Origin of the sequence: Terracoccus sp. 273MFTsu3.1, assembly GCF_000383675.1 — a bacterium.
Classification (GTDB): Bacteria; Actinomycetota; Actinomycetes; order Actinomycetales; family Dermatophilaceae; genus Terrabacter.
In genome coordinates this window covers 431,460-446,546 of the sequence record NZ_KB911823.1, presented here as the reverse complement: position 1 = coordinate 446,546, position 15,087 = coordinate 431,460, and the positions used below count along the sequence as shown (strand labels likewise).

Annotated in this window: 17 protein-coding genes and 1 tRNA gene; 10 read left to right on the top strand and 8 right to left on the bottom strand. The window is 70.7% G+C overall.

Going from position 1 to position 15,087, the window contains the following annotated elements; all coding sequences use genetic code 11:
• Window positions 1-16 precede the first annotated feature (16 nt).
• From H283_RS0115010 to H283_RS0114980, 7 genes are all read right to left on the bottom strand, one after another.
• Window positions 17-1,378, bottom strand: coding sequence for a M20/M25/M40 family metallo-hydrolase (locus tag H283_RS0115010; RefSeq protein WP_020144348.1), 1,362 nt, complete (start codon window positions 1,376-1,378; stop codon window positions 17-19).
• A gap of 42 nt (window positions 1,379-1,420) precedes the next feature.
• Window positions 1,421-2,776 carry an anaerobic C4-dicarboxylate transporter family protein gene (locus H283_RS0115005; RefSeq protein ID WP_020144347.1) on the bottom strand — a complete coding sequence of 452 codons (1,356 nt, stop codon included), beginning with the start codon at window positions 2,774-2,776 and terminating at the stop codon, window positions 1,421-1,423.
• 31 nt (window positions 2,777-2,807) lie between these two features.
• Window positions 2,808-3,230, bottom strand: coding sequence for a hypothetical protein (locus tag H283_RS0115000; RefSeq protein WP_156023210.1), 423 nt, complete (start codon window positions 3,228-3,230; stop codon window positions 2,808-2,810).
• Window positions 3,227-4,372: a M20/M25/M40 family metallo-hydrolase gene (locus H283_RS0114995; RefSeq protein ID WP_020144345.1), complete on the bottom strand. Its 1,146-nt coding sequence runs from the start codon at window positions 4,370-4,372 to the stop codon at window positions 3,227-3,229. The genes H283_RS0115000 and H283_RS0114995 overlap by 4 nt, the downstream gene beginning before the upstream one ends.
• Complete coding sequence (locus H283_RS0114990) at window positions 4,369-4,749, bottom strand: SHOCT domain-containing protein (protein ID WP_020144344.1); 381 nt, start codon at window positions 4,747-4,749, stop codon at window positions 4,369-4,371. The genes H283_RS0114995 and H283_RS0114990 overlap by 4 nt, the downstream gene beginning before the upstream one ends.
• A gap of 129 nt (window positions 4,750-4,878) precedes the next feature.
• The gene (locus tag H283_RS0114985) at window positions 4,879-5,106 is read right to left on the bottom strand and encodes a hypothetical protein (protein ID WP_020144343.1); all 228 of its coding nucleotides are present in this window, start codon (window positions 5,104-5,106) and stop codon (window positions 4,879-4,881) included.
• Between the two features lie 122 nt (window positions 5,107-5,228).
• Window positions 5,229-7,814, bottom strand: coding sequence for a LuxR C-terminal-related transcriptional regulator (locus H283_RS0114980; protein WP_020144342.1), 2,586 nt, complete (start codon window positions 7,812-7,814; stop codon window positions 5,229-5,231).
• A 161-nt stretch (window positions 7,815-7,975) separates the two neighbouring features.
• On the opposite strand from H283_RS0114980, the gene H283_RS0114975 reads away from it, so the two are divergent.
• The 3 genes from H283_RS0114975 (at window position 7,976) to H283_RS0114965 (ending at window position 9,161) form a co-directional block, all read left to right on the top strand.
• Window positions 7,976-8,203, top strand: a complete 228-nt coding sequence (locus H283_RS0114975) for a hypothetical protein (protein WP_020144341.1) — start codon at window positions 7,976-7,978, stop codon at window positions 8,201-8,203.
• A 112-nt stretch (window positions 8,204-8,315) separates the two neighbouring features.
• Window positions 8,316-8,777, top strand: a complete 462-nt coding sequence (locus H283_RS0114970) for a DUF6325 family protein (RefSeq protein WP_020144340.1) — start codon at window positions 8,316-8,318, stop codon at window positions 8,775-8,777.
• A 78-nt stretch (window positions 8,778-8,855) separates the two neighbouring features.
• The gene (locus tag H283_RS0114965; RefSeq protein ID WP_028785616.1) at window positions 8,856-9,161 is read left to right on the top strand and encodes an SHOCT domain-containing protein; all 306 of its coding nucleotides are present in this window, start codon (window positions 8,856-8,858) and stop codon (window positions 9,159-9,161) included.
• Window positions 9,162-9,336: 175 nt separating this feature from the next.
• Here the strand turns inward: H283_RS0114965 and H283_RS0114960 are convergent, their stop codons facing one another.
• Window positions 9,337-10,179 carry a class II glutamine amidotransferase gene (locus H283_RS0114960; protein ID WP_231372289.1) on the bottom strand — a complete coding sequence of 281 codons (843 nt, stop codon included), beginning with the start codon at window positions 10,177-10,179 and terminating at the stop codon, window positions 9,337-9,339.
• Window positions 10,180-10,338: 159 nt separating this feature from the next.
• Here H283_RS0114960 and H283_RS0114955 point away from each other — a divergent pair, with 159 nt between their 5' ends.
• The 7 genes from H283_RS0114955 (at window position 10,339) to H283_RS0114925 (ending at window position 15,037) form a co-directional block, all read left to right on the top strand.
• Entirely contained in the window at window positions 10,339-10,665 is a 327-nt protein-coding gene (locus tag H283_RS0114955; protein WP_020144337.1) for a putative quinol monooxygenase, read from the top strand.
• Between the two features lie 107 nt (window positions 10,666-10,772).
• Window positions 10,773-10,845 (top strand) — tRNA-Gly (locus tag H283_RS0114950).
• Between the two features lie 112 nt (window positions 10,846-10,957).
• Window positions 10,958-11,935 (top strand): non-homologous end-joining DNA ligase, encoded by a 978-nt coding sequence (gene ligD / locus H283_RS0114945; RefSeq protein WP_020144336.1) that lies wholly within the window; start codon window positions 10,958-10,960, stop codon window positions 11,933-11,935.
• A gap of 170 nt (window positions 11,936-12,105) precedes the next feature.
• Window positions 12,106-12,588 carry a glutathione peroxidase gene (locus H283_RS0114940; protein WP_020144335.1) on the top strand — a complete coding sequence of 161 codons (483 nt, stop codon included), beginning with the start codon at window positions 12,106-12,108 and terminating at the stop codon, window positions 12,586-12,588.
• A 16-nt stretch (window positions 12,589-12,604) separates the two neighbouring features.
• Entirely contained in the window at window positions 12,605-13,663 is a 1,059-nt protein-coding gene (locus H283_RS0114935; RefSeq protein WP_020144334.1) for a chorismate-binding protein, read from the top strand.
• 52 nt (window positions 13,664-13,715) lie between these two features.
• A complete protein-coding gene (locus tag H283_RS0114930) occupies window positions 13,716-14,561 on the top strand; it encodes an aminotransferase class IV (protein WP_020144333.1) in 846 nt (281 codons plus the stop codon).
• Window positions 14,558-15,037 (top strand): TIGR02611 family protein, encoded by a 480-nt coding sequence (locus H283_RS0114925; RefSeq protein WP_020144332.1) that lies wholly within the window; start codon window positions 14,558-14,560, stop codon window positions 15,035-15,037. The genes H283_RS0114930 and H283_RS0114925 overlap by 4 nt, the downstream gene beginning before the upstream one ends.
• Window positions 15,038-15,087 lie beyond the last annotated feature (50 nt).

The following is a 15,087-nucleotide window of genomic DNA, read 5'->3' as shown; positions in this document are numbered from 1 at the left end:
TGCCGGCCGCCGTGGCCTACCCGGACCCGGCCCCAGCGCCCTCGGCGAGTCGCTGGAGCAGCAGGGCCTGGGCCACGATCATCTTCTCGATCTCGCTGGGATCGACGCTCTCGTCCGACGCGTGGATCCGCGAGGCCGCGACGTCCTCCGGTCCCCACAGCACGAACTCCGCGCCCGGGGCGGCCGTCTCGAGCGTGCGGAGCAGCGGGATGGACCCGCCGCAGCCCGCTTCCCCGGCAGGGCGGCCGAAGGCCTCGGCCAGGGCGTCGCGCGCCGCGGCATAGCCCGGCCCGTCGGTCTTGCAGAGGAAGGGGGGAGCAGCCTTGGTGCGCTGGACCTCGACCTTCGCCCCCCAGGGTGCATGGGTCTCGAGGTGTGCCACGAGCGCGTCGAGCTCGGCCTCCGGCTCGGACCCGGGAACGATGCGCATCGAGATCTTGGCCCGGGCCTCGGGGATCAGGACGTTCGAGGAGGTCGCGATGTTCGTCATGTCGATGCCGATCGCGTTGACGGACGGGCGCGCCCACAGGAGGTCACCGATGCGACCGGTGCCGGTGAGCTCGAGGCCGTCGAGCACGTCGGCGCTCGACCGGAAGTCGTCCTCGGTGAGGTCCGCCCCGTCCCAGGTGGTGGTTGAGGTACCGGCGACGGCCACGTTGCCGTCGTCGTCGTGCAGGGTCGAGAGCAGTCGCGCGAGAGCCATCATGGCGTCGGGAGCCGGACCGCCGAAGACACCCGAGTGGAGGGGGTGCTCGAGCGTGCGCACCGTGACGACACAGGCGACGTCCCCGCGCAGGGCCGTCGTCAGAGCCGGCTCGCCGACACGGAGGTTGCCCATGTCGCAGATGACGAAGAGATCGCAGGCGAAGAGCTCGGGATGCGCCTCGACGAAGGCCTCGAGGTTGCTCTCCGTCTCCTCCATCCCCTCGAGGATCAGCTTGACCGTGCACGGCGGCTTGCCGTCGAAGACCCGCAGCGTGCCGAGGTGGCTCACGAGCCCGCTGATGTCGTCGGCGGCGCCACGGCCGTAGATGCGGCCGTCGTCCTTGTGGGTGGGCGTCCACGGGTCGCTCGTCCACCCCTGCTCGGGCGGGGCCGGCTGGACGTCGTAGTGGGCGTAGAGCACCACGACCGGGGAGCCTTCCGGACCCTTGATCTCGGCATAGATCGGCGGGTACCCCGAGGGCACCTCCATGAGCTCGGCGTTGGTGAAGCCGACGTCACGGAACATCTGCAACGTCGTGGCCCCCATCTGCTCCATGGGCTCCGAGGGATACCCCGGGAAGGCGATCGACGGGATCGCCACCAGCTTCTCGAGGTCCTCGATGACCCCGGGCATCAGGGCCCGGACCTTGTCGGCGATCTCCTTGGCCTGCATGTCTCTCCTTCGTGGTGGTGAGGGGGGCGCGGTGGGACCGGGTCAGAAGAAGACCCCACCGATCAGCGCGCCGACGGCGATGGTGACCACGGACATGACGAGCATGGGGACGAAGAAGCTGTGGTCGAGCAGCTTCGTGCCGAGCTTGGTCGTGCCCGTGAGGTCGAAGTTGGCTGCGGCGATCTGCGTGCCGTTCGCGGGCAGGGTGTAGACGCCGCTCAGGGCGCCGGCCCACATGCCGGTGACGACGCCCACGGGCAGGCCCGCGGCCAGGCCGATGGGCACGATGGTCCGCGTCGCCGTGGACTGGCTCGTCGTCAGTGCCGCGACGAGGAAGACGGCGATCGCGAAGATGAACTGCCAGCTCGTGACCCAGCCGCCGATGGTGCTGACGATGTAGTCCTCGTGGGCCGAGATGAAGGTGGCGGTGAGCCAGGCGATCCCGAAGAGGGCGATCGCCGAGATCATGCCGGCCTTGAAGACGGACTGGTCGGGGACCGTCTTGACCTCGGGGCGCCCGAGGAAGAGGATCGCGACGCCGACGACGAACATCACCATGACGATGGTCGTCGTCATGTCGATCGGCACGGCGGCCTCGCCCTCCGCTGCGAAGGCCGGCCGCAGCTGCGGGAAGAGGCCGAAGACGACGATGAGGATGACGCCGGCCAGGAACGCGAGGGCGGAGTTGCGACCCTCCTTGGTGTACGTCAGCCGCGATGAGGCCGACTCGCCCTCGACGGCCCGCTGGGGTGCGGCGAGCTCGCCGGAGGCGATCTTGGCCTGCACCTCGGGGTCGTCGTCGAGGTTCTTCCACATGCGGTTCACGACGAGCGAGGTCACGACGATGCCGATGACGCACGACGGGATGGTGATGGCGAGGATCTGGGTCAGGCCGAGGTTGTAGGGCGCCACCTCGGTGAGCGTCAGCATGGCGGCCATGGCCGCCGAGACGGGTGAGGCGGCCAGCGCCATGCCCGACTGGACGACGGTCACCGTCAGGGGCCGCGCGGGGCGGATGTGGTTCTTGTAGGACACGTCGTAGATGACCGGCAGCAGCGGGTAGATGATGTTGCTCGTGCCGGCGCCGATCGAGAAGAGGAACGCCGTGAGGGGTGCGATGAGGGTGATCTGCTTCGGACGCTTCTCGATGACCCCGGCCGCGACGTAGACCATCCAGTCGATCCCGCCGGCAGCCTGCATCATCGCGGCCGACGTGACGACGGCGAGGATGATCGCGAGGGCCGCTGCGGGCGGCTCGCCGGGCGGCTCGCGGAAGACGAAGACGAGCACGAAGGTGCCGAGGCCGCCCCAGAGGCCGACCCCGACGCCACCTGCGCGGGTGCCCATGACGATCGCCCCGAGCACCACGAGTGCCTCGAGCACGAAGCTGACGCTCATGTCGTTCCTTCCTGTCGAGGTGCCCGGCCGGTCAACCGGTCGGGCACTGGGTGGTGAGAGACTCGTTGAGGGCCGCGTACGCCGAGCTGACGTCCTTGAGCGACGACGTGAGCTGCGGTGCCGCGGCGGTGAACGCCTCGTTGCTGGCTGCGGCCAGGGTCTGCCGGAACGCGTCGAGGTTCGCGCGCAGCGTGGAGACCGCGGAGTCGAACCGCCCCTCGGTCACGGCCTGGAACTGGTCGAGCTTGGCGAGGGCGGCATCGACCTTGGCGGTCAGGGCGGTGACCTTCGTGCCGTCCGGCTTGAGGGCGCGCATCTCCTCGACCGCCGTCGTGAGGTTCTTGGCGTTGCTGCAGAGGTCCTGAGTCGCGGGGGCGGTGGCGCAGCCTCCCAGGGCGAGGGTGGCCGACACGACCACCGGTGCGACAGTCCGACCCAGGGTCTGGTGTCTCATGGCGCTCCCTCCTGAGCTGGTTGGGTGACGATCGCGACGAGGGTCTGGCAGGCCAGCACCATGTCGTCGATGGCGATGTGCTCACTCGTGGCGTGCTCGTCGACCATGCCGGTCGGCAGCGCCACGCACGGGATCCCCTTGGCGTTGAAGTAGTTTCCGTCCGTGCCGCCACCCGACTTGCGAGGTGACACCTCGAGCCCGAGGGACCGGATCGCTGCGGCCGCCTCCCGGTAGGGGAGGGCGTCCTCGGCGATCTTGTACGTCTTGTAGATCTCCTCCGCGGTGAAGTCGACGGTCGCCCCGGCCTCGTCGGCTGCGCGATCGCACGCGGTCCGCATGGCCGCCAGCTGGCGGTCGAGCTTGTCCTGGTCGTGGCTGCGCGCCATCCCCTCGAGCTCGACGGTGTCGGGGATGATGTTCCGCGCCTCGCCGCCCCGGATCGTGCCGATGTTGGCGACCGTCTCCTCGTCGATGCGTCCGAGAGGCATCTCGGCGATGGCCCGGGCGGCCACCCGCACCGCGCTGATGCCCTTCTCGGGCTCGACGCCCGCGTGGGCCTTGCGGCCGTGGACGGTGATGGTCAGGTAGACCGAGGTGGGGGACCAGTAGGTGATCGACCCCATGACTCCTGCGGTGTCGAGGACGAAGCCGTGCGTCGCGTCGAGTCGGCTCACGTCGAGGTGACGTGAGCCGACCAGACCTCGCTCCTCCCCGACGGTCGACACGAACTCGATCGTCGGGAAGGACCAGTCGCGGTTGGCCTGCAGCAGCCTGAGCAGCTCGAGACACCCGGCGATGCCGGACTTGTCGTCCGCCCCGAGGATCGTCGAGCCGTCGGACCGGATCACCCCGTCCTCACCGATGATGGGCACGATCCCGCGGTCGGTGCCGGCCGTGTCCATGTGGGTCGACACGAGGATCGTTCCGGGACGGGTGCCCGGGTAGACGGCGACGATGTTGCCGATGTCGTCCTTGGTGGTCGTGCAGCCCAGCTCCCGGTACCGGGCCTCGAGGATGGTGCCGATCGACTCCTCGTGACCGGTCGGGCTGTCCACCGCCACCAGCCCGAGGAACGTGGCGAGCAGGCGGTCGCGGTCGACGGACCCGGTGGGACGAACGGCCCCCGGGGCCGTCGGGGTCATGACAAGGCCCGCGTCTTGATCGCCGCGAACTCCTCCGGCGTGATCGCGCCCGAGTCGAGCAGGGACTTGGCCTGGGTCAGCTCCTCGACGGACGACGACCTGGGCGCGGCGACGCTGCGGATGTAGTCCTCCTGGGCCGCCATCTGCTCGGAGTTGCGCTTCATGGTGCGCTCCGCCATGCCCCGACCGCGGACGATGACGTAGACCAGTGCGGAGATCAGCGGGAAGAAGATGAGGACGACGACCCACACGGCCTTCGCGAAGCCGCCGAGGGACTCGTCCCGGAAGAGGTCCCCGAAGATCTGGAAGAGCATCATGAGGTACGCGACGAAGAAGAAGGACCAGACGAGCAGCCAGAAGAAGCTCCAGAAGTCCATGGTGATGACCGCCCTTTCCGTGCCGCCGGGTGCGGCGGCGTATGTGTGGATTGACCTGCTGTCGAGCCCTACGTTCACCCTCCGGACCGGGAGGCAGCATCGCTCTCCGAGAGCGAGATGGGAGGCCGGTCAGCGGATGGGCCCGGGAGGGTCGGGGGCGCCGGGTTCGTCGATGAGCTGGGTGGAGGTGACCTCGAGCCCGAGCGCGGTGAGCGCGGAGAGCACGCCGACGAGCTCTTGGCTGTCGTGGACGTGGATGCTCAGCGTGGTGCTCGTCCCGTCGCTGTCCGCCCAGACGGCGTACGGCCACACGTCGCGCTCGTCGACGTCACCGGCAACGACAACGACAGCTCGCATGTCGGCCGCCTCTCCAGTCGGGAGGTCCCGTCACCTCTCCGTCGCAGCATGTCGCGGCAGGGTGGCGAACCGCCTCATCCGATGAGGTGGAGATGGGGATCGGCAGGGAGCCTCGAGCCGATCTAGTAGAGGTCGAGGTCGGCAGCGCGACGGATGGCTGCGCGTCGGCTGCCGACGCCGAGCTTCTGGTAGATGTGCGCGATGTGCGTCTTGGTCGTGTGGAGCGAGATGAACTCGGCTTCGGCGATCTCGGCGTTGGTGAGGTTGGTGGCGAGGTACTGCAGGATGACCCGCTCGCGGTCCGTCAGGCGCTCACCCCACCCCGGGACGCCGTGCTCGTGCTCCCTCGCGAGGCGCGCCAGCACCTGCGTCAGCGCCGCCGGGTGGCTCGTCCCGTGGCGCAGGTGGGCCTTGAGCAGGCCGGCCATACGTTTGCCGCCGGCGAGGAAGGGCCCGTAGAGCTGGTCGGGCTCGGCAGCTGCGAGCGCGAGCTCGAGCGACGCGTGGGCATCGTTGCGGCCCAGGGCGGCCAGGGCCTCCGCCTCGATGCAACGCGAGAGGCACGTGACGTGCACGAACGTGCTGCTGATCCGGCCCTGGTCGAGCTCCGTGAGCGCGGCGGCCGCCTCACCGCCACGCAACAGGACCCGCGCCCGGTGTGCGGAGGCGAGGCGGTACTCCGGCTCCGTCGGGGTGGACGACGCGAGCGCGAGGGCCTCGCTCGTCTTGCCTTCGGCGACGAGGGCCAGTCCCTCCAGTCCGGCGAGCATCGAGGGCCACCACGGTGGGACCGGGGCCGACCGGTTCATGGCGCTGATCTCCGACATGCTCGCGCGAGCGGCCTTGACGTCGCCGAGCGCCAGGCACGTCTTCGCGTGGAAGTTCAGGGTGAGGCCGCGCAGCTCCGTGTCGAAGGGCACCATCATCGACAGGCTGCGCTCGAGCTGGGTCCGGGCCTGGGCCAGGTTGCCCCTCCAGTAGTCCAGCCAGCCGAGGTAGGTGACGGCAGGGGCGAGCGTCACGAGCCCGACCCAGCCACGCTCGGCGGCCCGGTCGAGCACGTCGACGGCGAGGTCTTGCACCTCGGTCAGACGACCTTCGGCGATCGCGGGGATGCAGGACTCGGCCAGCGCGGTCAGCTCGAGGGCCACCAGATCGGTGTCGTGCGCGGTGGCGGCCGAGGCACGCAGCATCTCGAGGGGCACCTCCGGGCGGCCCTGGAGGCGCGCCTCGCCCATGCCGACGAAGGCCTGCACCGATGCCTGGACCGCTGGGTCCGGCACGCGGTCGCCGTGCGCGAGCCGCTCCAGGAGAGCCTCACCGGTGTCCACTGCTGTCTGCAGACCCTGGTCGTGCCCGGTGAGGAAGAGGTCGACGAGAGCGGTGCGTTCCTCGAAGCGCTCCTTCGCCGGCCTTGGCAGCAGCTCCGTCCTCGTCCGCGCCGCGGCCACCTCGGCGCGCGCGGCGTCGAGCCGGCCACCGCGCACGAAGACCAGCGCCTTGACCAGGTGCACGTCCGGGTGGTCGGCAAGGTCGTGCGGCAGGTGCTCGATCGCATGCATGACCGCGTCGACGCGACCTTCGAGGAAGAGCGCCAGCCAGTGCTCCGAGAAGATCTGCGCGGCCTTCACACCGTCGCCTGCAGCCAGGGCGTGCCGCATCGCGGTCGGGGGATCGAGGTGGACCCACCAGGCGGCGGCGGCGGCGTGCAGCTCGGCGGCGCGTTCGGGCCGGTCCGTCGCCAGGCGTCGCCTGACGTGGGTGGCGAAGAGAGGGTGCCAGCTGAACCAGGGCTCGTCGGTGGACGCGGTGCTGCGCGAGAGGAAGATGCCCTCGGACAGACACTGTTCGAGGAGCATCTCCGCGGTGGTCGTCCCCCGGATGCTGTCGAGCAGCGACGGGCAGACGTGCTCGTCCAGACAGCTGTCGAGGACGAAGTCCCTCAGCTCGTCGGGCAGGGACGCGAGCACCTCCGTCGCGAGGTAGTCCGCCAGCGCCTGGTCGCGGCGCAGCTCCAAGGGCACGTTGCCGGGTCGGTCGATCTGACGGGCCGCCAGCATCGCCATGCGCACCCCGGCCGGCCACCCACCGGTCGCCTCGTGGATCGACGCGACGATCTCCGGATCGAGGTCCAGCCCGGCCGACTTCACGACCAGCGCGGTCTCGTCCGGGGTGAAGGCGAGCTGGTCGTGGGCGAGGTAGGAGAGCCGGTCGTCGAGCCGGAGGCGCTGCAGGCGCAGGGGAGGCACGACGCGCGCGCCGATGACGACGCGCATGTTGGCCGGCGCCCACCGCAGCAGGTGGTTGACCACGGCCGCCGACGCCTTCGACCCGGCGAGGTGCTGCGCGTCGTCGAGAGCCAGGGTGAGCGGTTCGGCGGTGTCGTAGAGGGCTTCGAGCAGCGCGTCGACGAGCGTGAGCGGCTCGGCCCGCAGCGACGAGGTCCGCAGCGGGGCGATCGCCGCGGTGAGCTCGTCGATGCCCGCGAGACTGGCCGCGGACAGGAGGTCCGACACGAGGCGGACCGGGTCACGGTCCGAGTCGTCGATGGTCAGCCACAGCCCCGCGCCGCGGATCCGTTGTCGGCCGACCGCCGAGGCGAGGAGGGTCGACTTGCCGAACCCGGCCATCCCGGCCAGGACCGCGACGGGTCTTCGGTCCAGCAGGGGGACGAGGCGCGGGCGGTCGATGACCCCAGCCGACTGCATGGGAGGGGTCATTCGAGCCTGGCGTGGACCGGGCATGAGGGGTGTCCCTGTCTCCGAGAGGTCATCCCCGCTGGTGGATGCGGGGAATCTCCGACTCTCCGAGAGTAACCACGAGGGGAGCCCATGAGCGACATTTAGCGTTTCTCGGAGGTGAGGTCACCATGCAGGTCTACGAGGTCGTCGTCGACGGAGAGCTGACCGCGGACGTCGTCGACTCGCTCGGTCCCATCCCGCGACGGGACGACAGCGGTGCCACGGTGCTCAGCGTCTCCATGGACGAGCCCGACGCCCTGGCGCGCGTGCTGGCCCTCCTCGAGACCCTGGGCATCGGCGTCACCGCCGTGCACCAGGTGGGGCGCGCGGGGCCCGGTCACGACGCCCCTCCGTAGAGACGGCCGTTCGGAGTGGACAGCGGGGCAACTCATCCTCGCGGAGCGATGCAGCGTCATGGTCGCGCGACGAGTCTCGGTGTGTCAGTGGAGAGTCGCCAAGGAGGAAGACATGAGTGTCAACGTCGACGTCGGACCGATCGACTACCTCGCGCTGGAGTTTCCCGGTGCCCGGCTCACGGGTGAGGGGATGGCGGAGCTGATCAGGCTCGTCGACGCCGGCATCATCCGGGTGCTGGACATGCGGGGCCTCGTCCGCGATGCCGACGGGACCGTCACCGCGGTCGCCATCACCGACCTCGACGGGGACGGCACGCTCGACCTCGCGATCTTCGAGGGCGTCGAGTCCGATCTGCTCGACGAGGAGGACCTCGCGGCGGCGGCGGACCTCGTACAGCCCGGCAACGCGGTGGCCGTCCTCGTCTACGAGAACACGTGGGCCGGTCCCTTCGTCTCCGCGATGCGACGTGCCGGGGCCGAGGTGGTCGCCAGCGTCCGCCTCCCCGCCGACGCGGTCATCGCCCGGATCGAGGCCCTCGAGGCCGCGGCCGGCGACTCCGAGCCGGCCGAGTAGCCGGCCCCGACCCGCGCCGGTCGGGTGACCGGCGCGCCAGTGCCAGGACGAACCGCAGTCGAGATGGAGGAGAACACGATGGGACTACTACGTGGGGTGGCGCGGACGGCCGTCGTCGCCGGGACCGCGACGGCGGTGTCCAACCGGGTGTCACGGCGACAGGCCGGTCGGTGGGCGGCGCAGGAGGAGCAGCAACAGCAGCAGCAGCAGGCGCAGTATGCACCGCCGCCGCAGTATGCCGCGCCGCCACCACCGCCTCCACCCGCGGCCCCCGACCCTGACGCCGACCTCGCACGTCTGCAGCAGCTCGGCGAGCTGCGTGCCGCCGGGGTGCTCACGGAGCAGGAGTTCCAGGCGCAGAAGTCCCGGATCCTGGGCCTCTGACCGGACCCTTCCCTTGGGCGTGATCCGGCCCGTGCCGTCCTTCGGGGGCGCACGGGCCCGGTCACGCCACCACTCGTCAGGGTCCGGCGTGCCTGGGCGATGGCGTCGTCGGGGACGGGTCAGGCCTCGTGGGTGGGGCGGGCGTGCCCGGGGCGTGGTCGTCGTCGGGGACGGGTCAGGCCACGTGGGTGGGGCGGACCGGTTCGAAGGGCCGCATCTCGTCGTCGCCGGGCTGGATGATGCCGCAGGACGACTCCGGCACCTCACGCCAGGCGCCCGGCAGGTCCCGGAGCGGCTCGGACACGACGAACCGCGTCTCGTCCCCGAACGACCGGAGCCCCTCCAGCTCCGGGTAGAGCTCGCGCAGCTGGGCCACGTTCGTGGAGTGGAAGAGGGTCCGGCTCTGGTGCTGCGAGGAGTAGCGGAAGGCCCACACGCGCTCGCCGTCGCTCGTGGCCATCGTGGCCTGGACGGGGTTGCTCATGCCTCGGCGCTCGGCGAGGTCCTCGACAAAACCGACGGCTCGGGCCACCGCGCCGATCGGGTCGTCCTCCAGCCCGAAGGTCAGGGCGAGGAAGAAGAGCGCCTCGGAGTCGGTCGAGCCCTCGACGTCGGGGTAGAGCGAGGGGTCGATCGCGAACATCAGGTCGCGCTTGAGCTCGTGGAAGCCGAAGACGGCGCCGTTGTGCATCCACAGCCACGTGCCGTGACGGAACGGGTGGCAGTTGCTCCGTTGCACGGGAGTGCCCGTCGAGGCCCGCACGTGCGCGAACATCAGGCGCGTCCGCACCTGCGAGGTGAGCTCACGGAGGTTCTCGTCGTTCCACGCGGGGTCGACGCTCTTGAAGACCGCAGGTTTCGGGTCGTCGCCGTACCAGCCGATCCCGAACCCGTCGCCGTTCGTCGTCGTGGCGCCCATCCGGGAGTGGAGACTCTGCTCGATGAGCGAGTGCTCCGGTTTGAAGAGGAGGTCCTCGGCGAGGATCGGGTCACCCGAGTACACCATCCAGCGGCACATGCCTCCATCGAACGCCTGCTTCCTCCGGCAGACATCACTCCGCGGGAGTGACGGTCGCACGCGCTGGTCGATGTGCGGTCACCGCGGTGGGCACATCCCCGGTGCAGTGCGACGATGCAGGACGCCACGCCAACCCTTCAGAGCCAGGAGTGACCCGCCTTGATCTTCATCACCGCGAAGTTCCCCGTGAAGCCCGAGCACGCCGACGACTGGCCCGAGATCTCCCGGGCCTTCACCGAGGCCACCCGCGCCGAGGACGGGTGCCTGTGGTTCGACTGGTCGCGCAGCCTCGACGACCCGACGGAGTACGTCCTCGTCGAGGCCTTCCGTGACGACGCCGCCGGAGGCGCCCACGTGCAGAGCGACCACTTCCGCCGGGCCACCTCCGACCTGCCGGCCTACCTCTCGGCGACCCCGAAGATCGTCAACACCACGGTCGAGGGGACGCAGTGGTCCGAGCTCGGCGAGATGGCCGTCGACAAGTAGCCGAACGGCCACTCCGAGAGCGGGTTTCGGCGCATTTCGCCAACCGGGCGACGGTCCGCTATGGTCTACCTCGCACCCACGGAGCCCCGGTTCCGAGGGCCTGGCAGGCGGACGTAGCTCAGTTGGTAGAGCGCAACCTTGCCAAGGTTGAGGTCGCCGGTTCGAGCCCGGTCGTCCGCTCCGCTGGAAGGGCCCGTCGACTCACGTCGGCGGGCCCTTCCGCATGTCCGTGGGCGTGTCCCGACGGGCCGGTTCACGCGCCGGCGCCCGTCCGGTCCGTAGGCTGTCGGCCATGGCTGCGGCGAGCAAGGCACCGGCGGTCGAGATCGAGGTCGGCGACCACACGGTGCGCCTCTCGAGCCCGGACCGCGTCTACTTCTCCGAGCGCGGCGAGACCAAGCGCGACCTCGTCGACTACTACCTGTCCGTCGGTCCCGGGATCGTCAACGCCCTGCGCGAGCGGCCGTGCATGCTCCACCGCTTCCCCAAGGGTGTCGACGGGCCCAAGGTCCACCAGAAGCGGCTGCCCGCCGGGGCCCCGCCGTGGGTCGAGACCGTCCGCCTGCACTTCCCGCGCTACGGCCTCCACGCCGACGAGCTCTGCGTGACCCGTCTCGCCGACGTCATCTGGGCGGTGCAGATGTCGACGGTCGAGTTCCACCCGTGGAACAGCCGCCGCGCGGACACCGAGAGCCCCGACGAGTGGCGCATCGACCTCGACCCGATGCCCGAGTGCGGTTTCGAGAAGGTGCGGCGGGCCGCGGCCACGACCCACGAGATCCTCGACGAGCTCGGTGCGGTCGGCTGGCCCAAGACCTCGGGCGGCTCCGGCCTGCACGTCTACGTCCGGATCGCTCCCGACTGGGGTTTCAAGGACGTGCGCCGCGGGGCGCTGGCGTTCGCCCGCGAGGTCGAGCGGCGGCTGCCCGACGACGTGACGACGACGTGGTGGCGCAAGGACCGGTCGCCGAAGGACCTCTTCGTCGACTACAACCAGAACGCGCGTGACCACACCATCGCGGCGGCCTACAGCGTCCGGGGCAACCCCCGCGGCACCGTCTCGGCCCCGCTGGCGTGGGACGAGATCGCCGACGCCGAGCCGCAGGACTTCACCATCGCCACCATGCCCGACCGCTTCGCCCGCCTCGGTGACCTCCACGCCGGCATCGACGACGCCGTCTTCGACTTCAGCCGGCTGCTCGAGTGGGCCGACCGCGACGAGCGCGACGGCAAGGACGTGCCCCCCGAGCCCGACGACGCGGGGACCTGACCCATCCGCCGGGTCCACGGCGCCGAACCACCGCCACGTCGCATCGCGTCGACGCTGCACCCTGCCGCCGCACTCCCGGACTCCCGCACAACAGCACCCGCCCGCCGATTCGCGGATGGGGGTCTCCAGGGGTGAGGATCGGGGGGACGCCAGACCACAGAGGAGACACCGTGACCGTCCTGCACGACTTCAAGGCCACCTCCATCGACGGCGAGGAGGTGTCGCTGGCCGAGTACGCCGGTGACGTCGTCCTCGTCGTCAACACGGCCAGCGAGTGCGGCTACACCCCGCAGCTCGGCGGCTTGGAGCAGCTCTACGAGACCTACCGCGCCCAGGGAATGACCGTCCTCGGCTTCCCGTGCAACCAGTTCGGCGGTCAGGACCCGGGCAGCGACGAGGAGATCGGCGCCTTCTGCCAGAAGAACTTCGGCGTCACCTTCCCGATGTTCTCGAAGGTCGACGTCAACGGCGCGGACGAGCACCCCCTCTACACGTGGCTCAAGTCCGAGAAGGGCGGCCTGCTCGGCAAGAAGATCAAGTGGAACTTCACGAAGTTCCTCGTCGCCCGCGACGGCACCGTCATCGGCCGCTACTCGCCGACGACCGAGCCCGCCGACCTCGCCGCCGACATCGAGAAGGCCCTCTCCGCCTAGGCCCTACGATCTGCGGGTGGACCACGCCCGCTTCGCCGACCGGGACGCGCACGGAGTCGTCGACGTCCGCCACGGCCGGGAAGCCCTCGACGCGATGACGCGCGAGGGCTTCTGGGCCGTCGTGGCCACGTTCGAGGGTGCCGTCACCGCCGTGCGTTTCGCCGAGGTCACTCCGAGGACGTATGCCGCCGGGCCGGCCACCGCGGCCACCGCGGCCGCCGCGGGCGCCGTGGGTTGGCAGCCGCTCGACCGCCACTGGCACACCTCACTGGACCGGACGGCATACGTCGGCGCCGTGCGCGAGGTGCGTGAGCGCATCGCGTCCGGGACCGTCTACCAGGTCAACGTCTGTCGCGTGCTCAGCCACGCGCTGCCCGATGACGCCGACCTCGACGGGCTCGATGCGCTACTGCGAGAAGGCAACCCGGCGCCGCACGCCGCACGGATCCGGTGCGATGACGCAGGCCTCGACGTCGTCGGCGCCTCGCCGGAGCTCTTCCTCGGGCGTCGGGGCGCGCGCCTCGTGACCCGCCCGATCAAGGGCACCGCCGCGACCGCCGAGCAGATGCTGCCCAAGGACTACGCCGAGAACGTCATGATCGTCGACCTCATGCGCAACGACGTGTCGGGTGTCTGCGAGCCAGGGTCGGTCTCCGTCGACGAGCTCTGCGCGACCGAGGCGCACCCCGGCCTCGTCCACCTCGTCTCCACGGTCAGCGGGCACCTGCGTGAGGGCGTCGGCTGGAGCGACGTCTTCGCGTCCGCCTACCCGCCGGGCTCGGTCTCCGGGGCCCCGAAGTCGAGCGCGCTCGCGGCGATCCGCGACCTCGAGAGGGTGCCCCGCGGGCCGTACTGCGGCGCGGTCGGCTGGGTCGATGCCGACGCCCGGGAGGCCGACCTCGCCGTCGGCATCCGCACCTTCTGGGCCGAGCGCGACGAGGAGGGTCGGCGGTGGCTGCGCTTCGGCACCGGCGCCGGCATCACGTGGCACTCGGACCCGGAGGGGGAGTGGGCCGAGACCCAGCTCAAGGCGGCCCGCCTCATCGGGCTCGCCGCCGGCACTGTGACACCATGAGGGCTCCCGTCGGGCGCCTTCCGGGCGGTCGCCGAGCCATCAGGAAGGGACCATGAGCACGACCACGCGCGTCTGGGTCAACGGCCACCTCGTCGACCCGAACGGCCCCTCCGTCTCCGCCCTCGACCACTCGGTCACGGTCGGTGACGGCGTCTTCGAGACCGCCAAGATCGTCGCGGGCACGCCGTTCGCCCTGACCCGCCACCACCGTCGTCTCGAGCGCTCGGCGGCCGGGCTCGGTCTGCCTCCGGTCGACCTCGGCGTCGTCGACGCGGGCGTGGCCGCGGTCCTCGACGGGACCGCGATCGACTTCGGGCGGCTGCGCTACAGCGTCACCGGGGGCGTCGGACCTCTCGGGTCCGACCGCGACGACGCGGCGCTGACCTACATCGTCGTCGCGGCGCCACAGACACCCCCTCCGCCGAGCGGGAAGCTCACCGTCGTCCCGTGGACCCGCAACGAACGATCGGCCGTCGTCGGGCTCAAGACGACGTCGTACGCCGAGAACGTCGTCGCCCTCGCGCGCGCCAAGCAGGCGGGCGCCGTCGAGGCCGTCTTCGGCAACACCCGCGGCGAGCTGTGCGAGTGCACCGGGAGCAACGTCTTCGTCGTCGTCGACGGCGTCGTGCTGACTCCGCCGGCCGAGTCCGGGCTGCTGCTCGGCATCACGCGCGAGCTCACCATCGAGTGGGGCCGTGCCGCCGGCCTCGACATCCGCGAGGAGACGCTGCCTCTCGACGTGCTCCGCACCGCCGACGAGGTCTTCATCACGAGCTCGACCAAGGACGTCCTGCCCGTCCATGCCGTCGACGACCGGGAGCTGCCCGCCGACGGCCCCGTCACGACCGAGCTGCAGCGGGTCTTTCGGACCAACGCCGAGCGGGACAGCGACCCATGACCGGCGAGGACCGCACCCGCGACGAGACCCGACCTCCCGTCGACTACTCCGACCCCAACGTCACGCTCGACGCGGGGGAGGACCGCTGGGCCTGGCGGGCGCGACTGCGCCGCAACCGCGTCACCCACCTCGTCTGGCGCACGGCCGTCGGCCTCGTCGGCGGCATCGTGACCGTCGGTGGCCTCATCATGGTCCCGGCACCCGGCCCCGGGTGGCTCGTCGTCTTCTTCGGCCTGCTCATCCTCGCGAGCGAGTTCGAGTTCGCCCAGCGCTGGCTCGACTTCGCCAGGCGCCACGTCAGCCGCTGGAACGACTGGATCATGGACCAGGCGATCTGGGTGCGCGGCCTCGTCGCCCTCGGCACCCTGCTCATCGTGTGGGGCGTCATCTGGGGCTACCTCGCGTGGGCGGGCATCCCGCCGTTCGTGCCCCAGTGGGCCGAGCAGCTGCTGACGCAGGTGCCCGGCGTCGACTGAGACGCGCCCCGCGAGGGGCGATTACCGCGACCGCGCCACCACCGGCTATT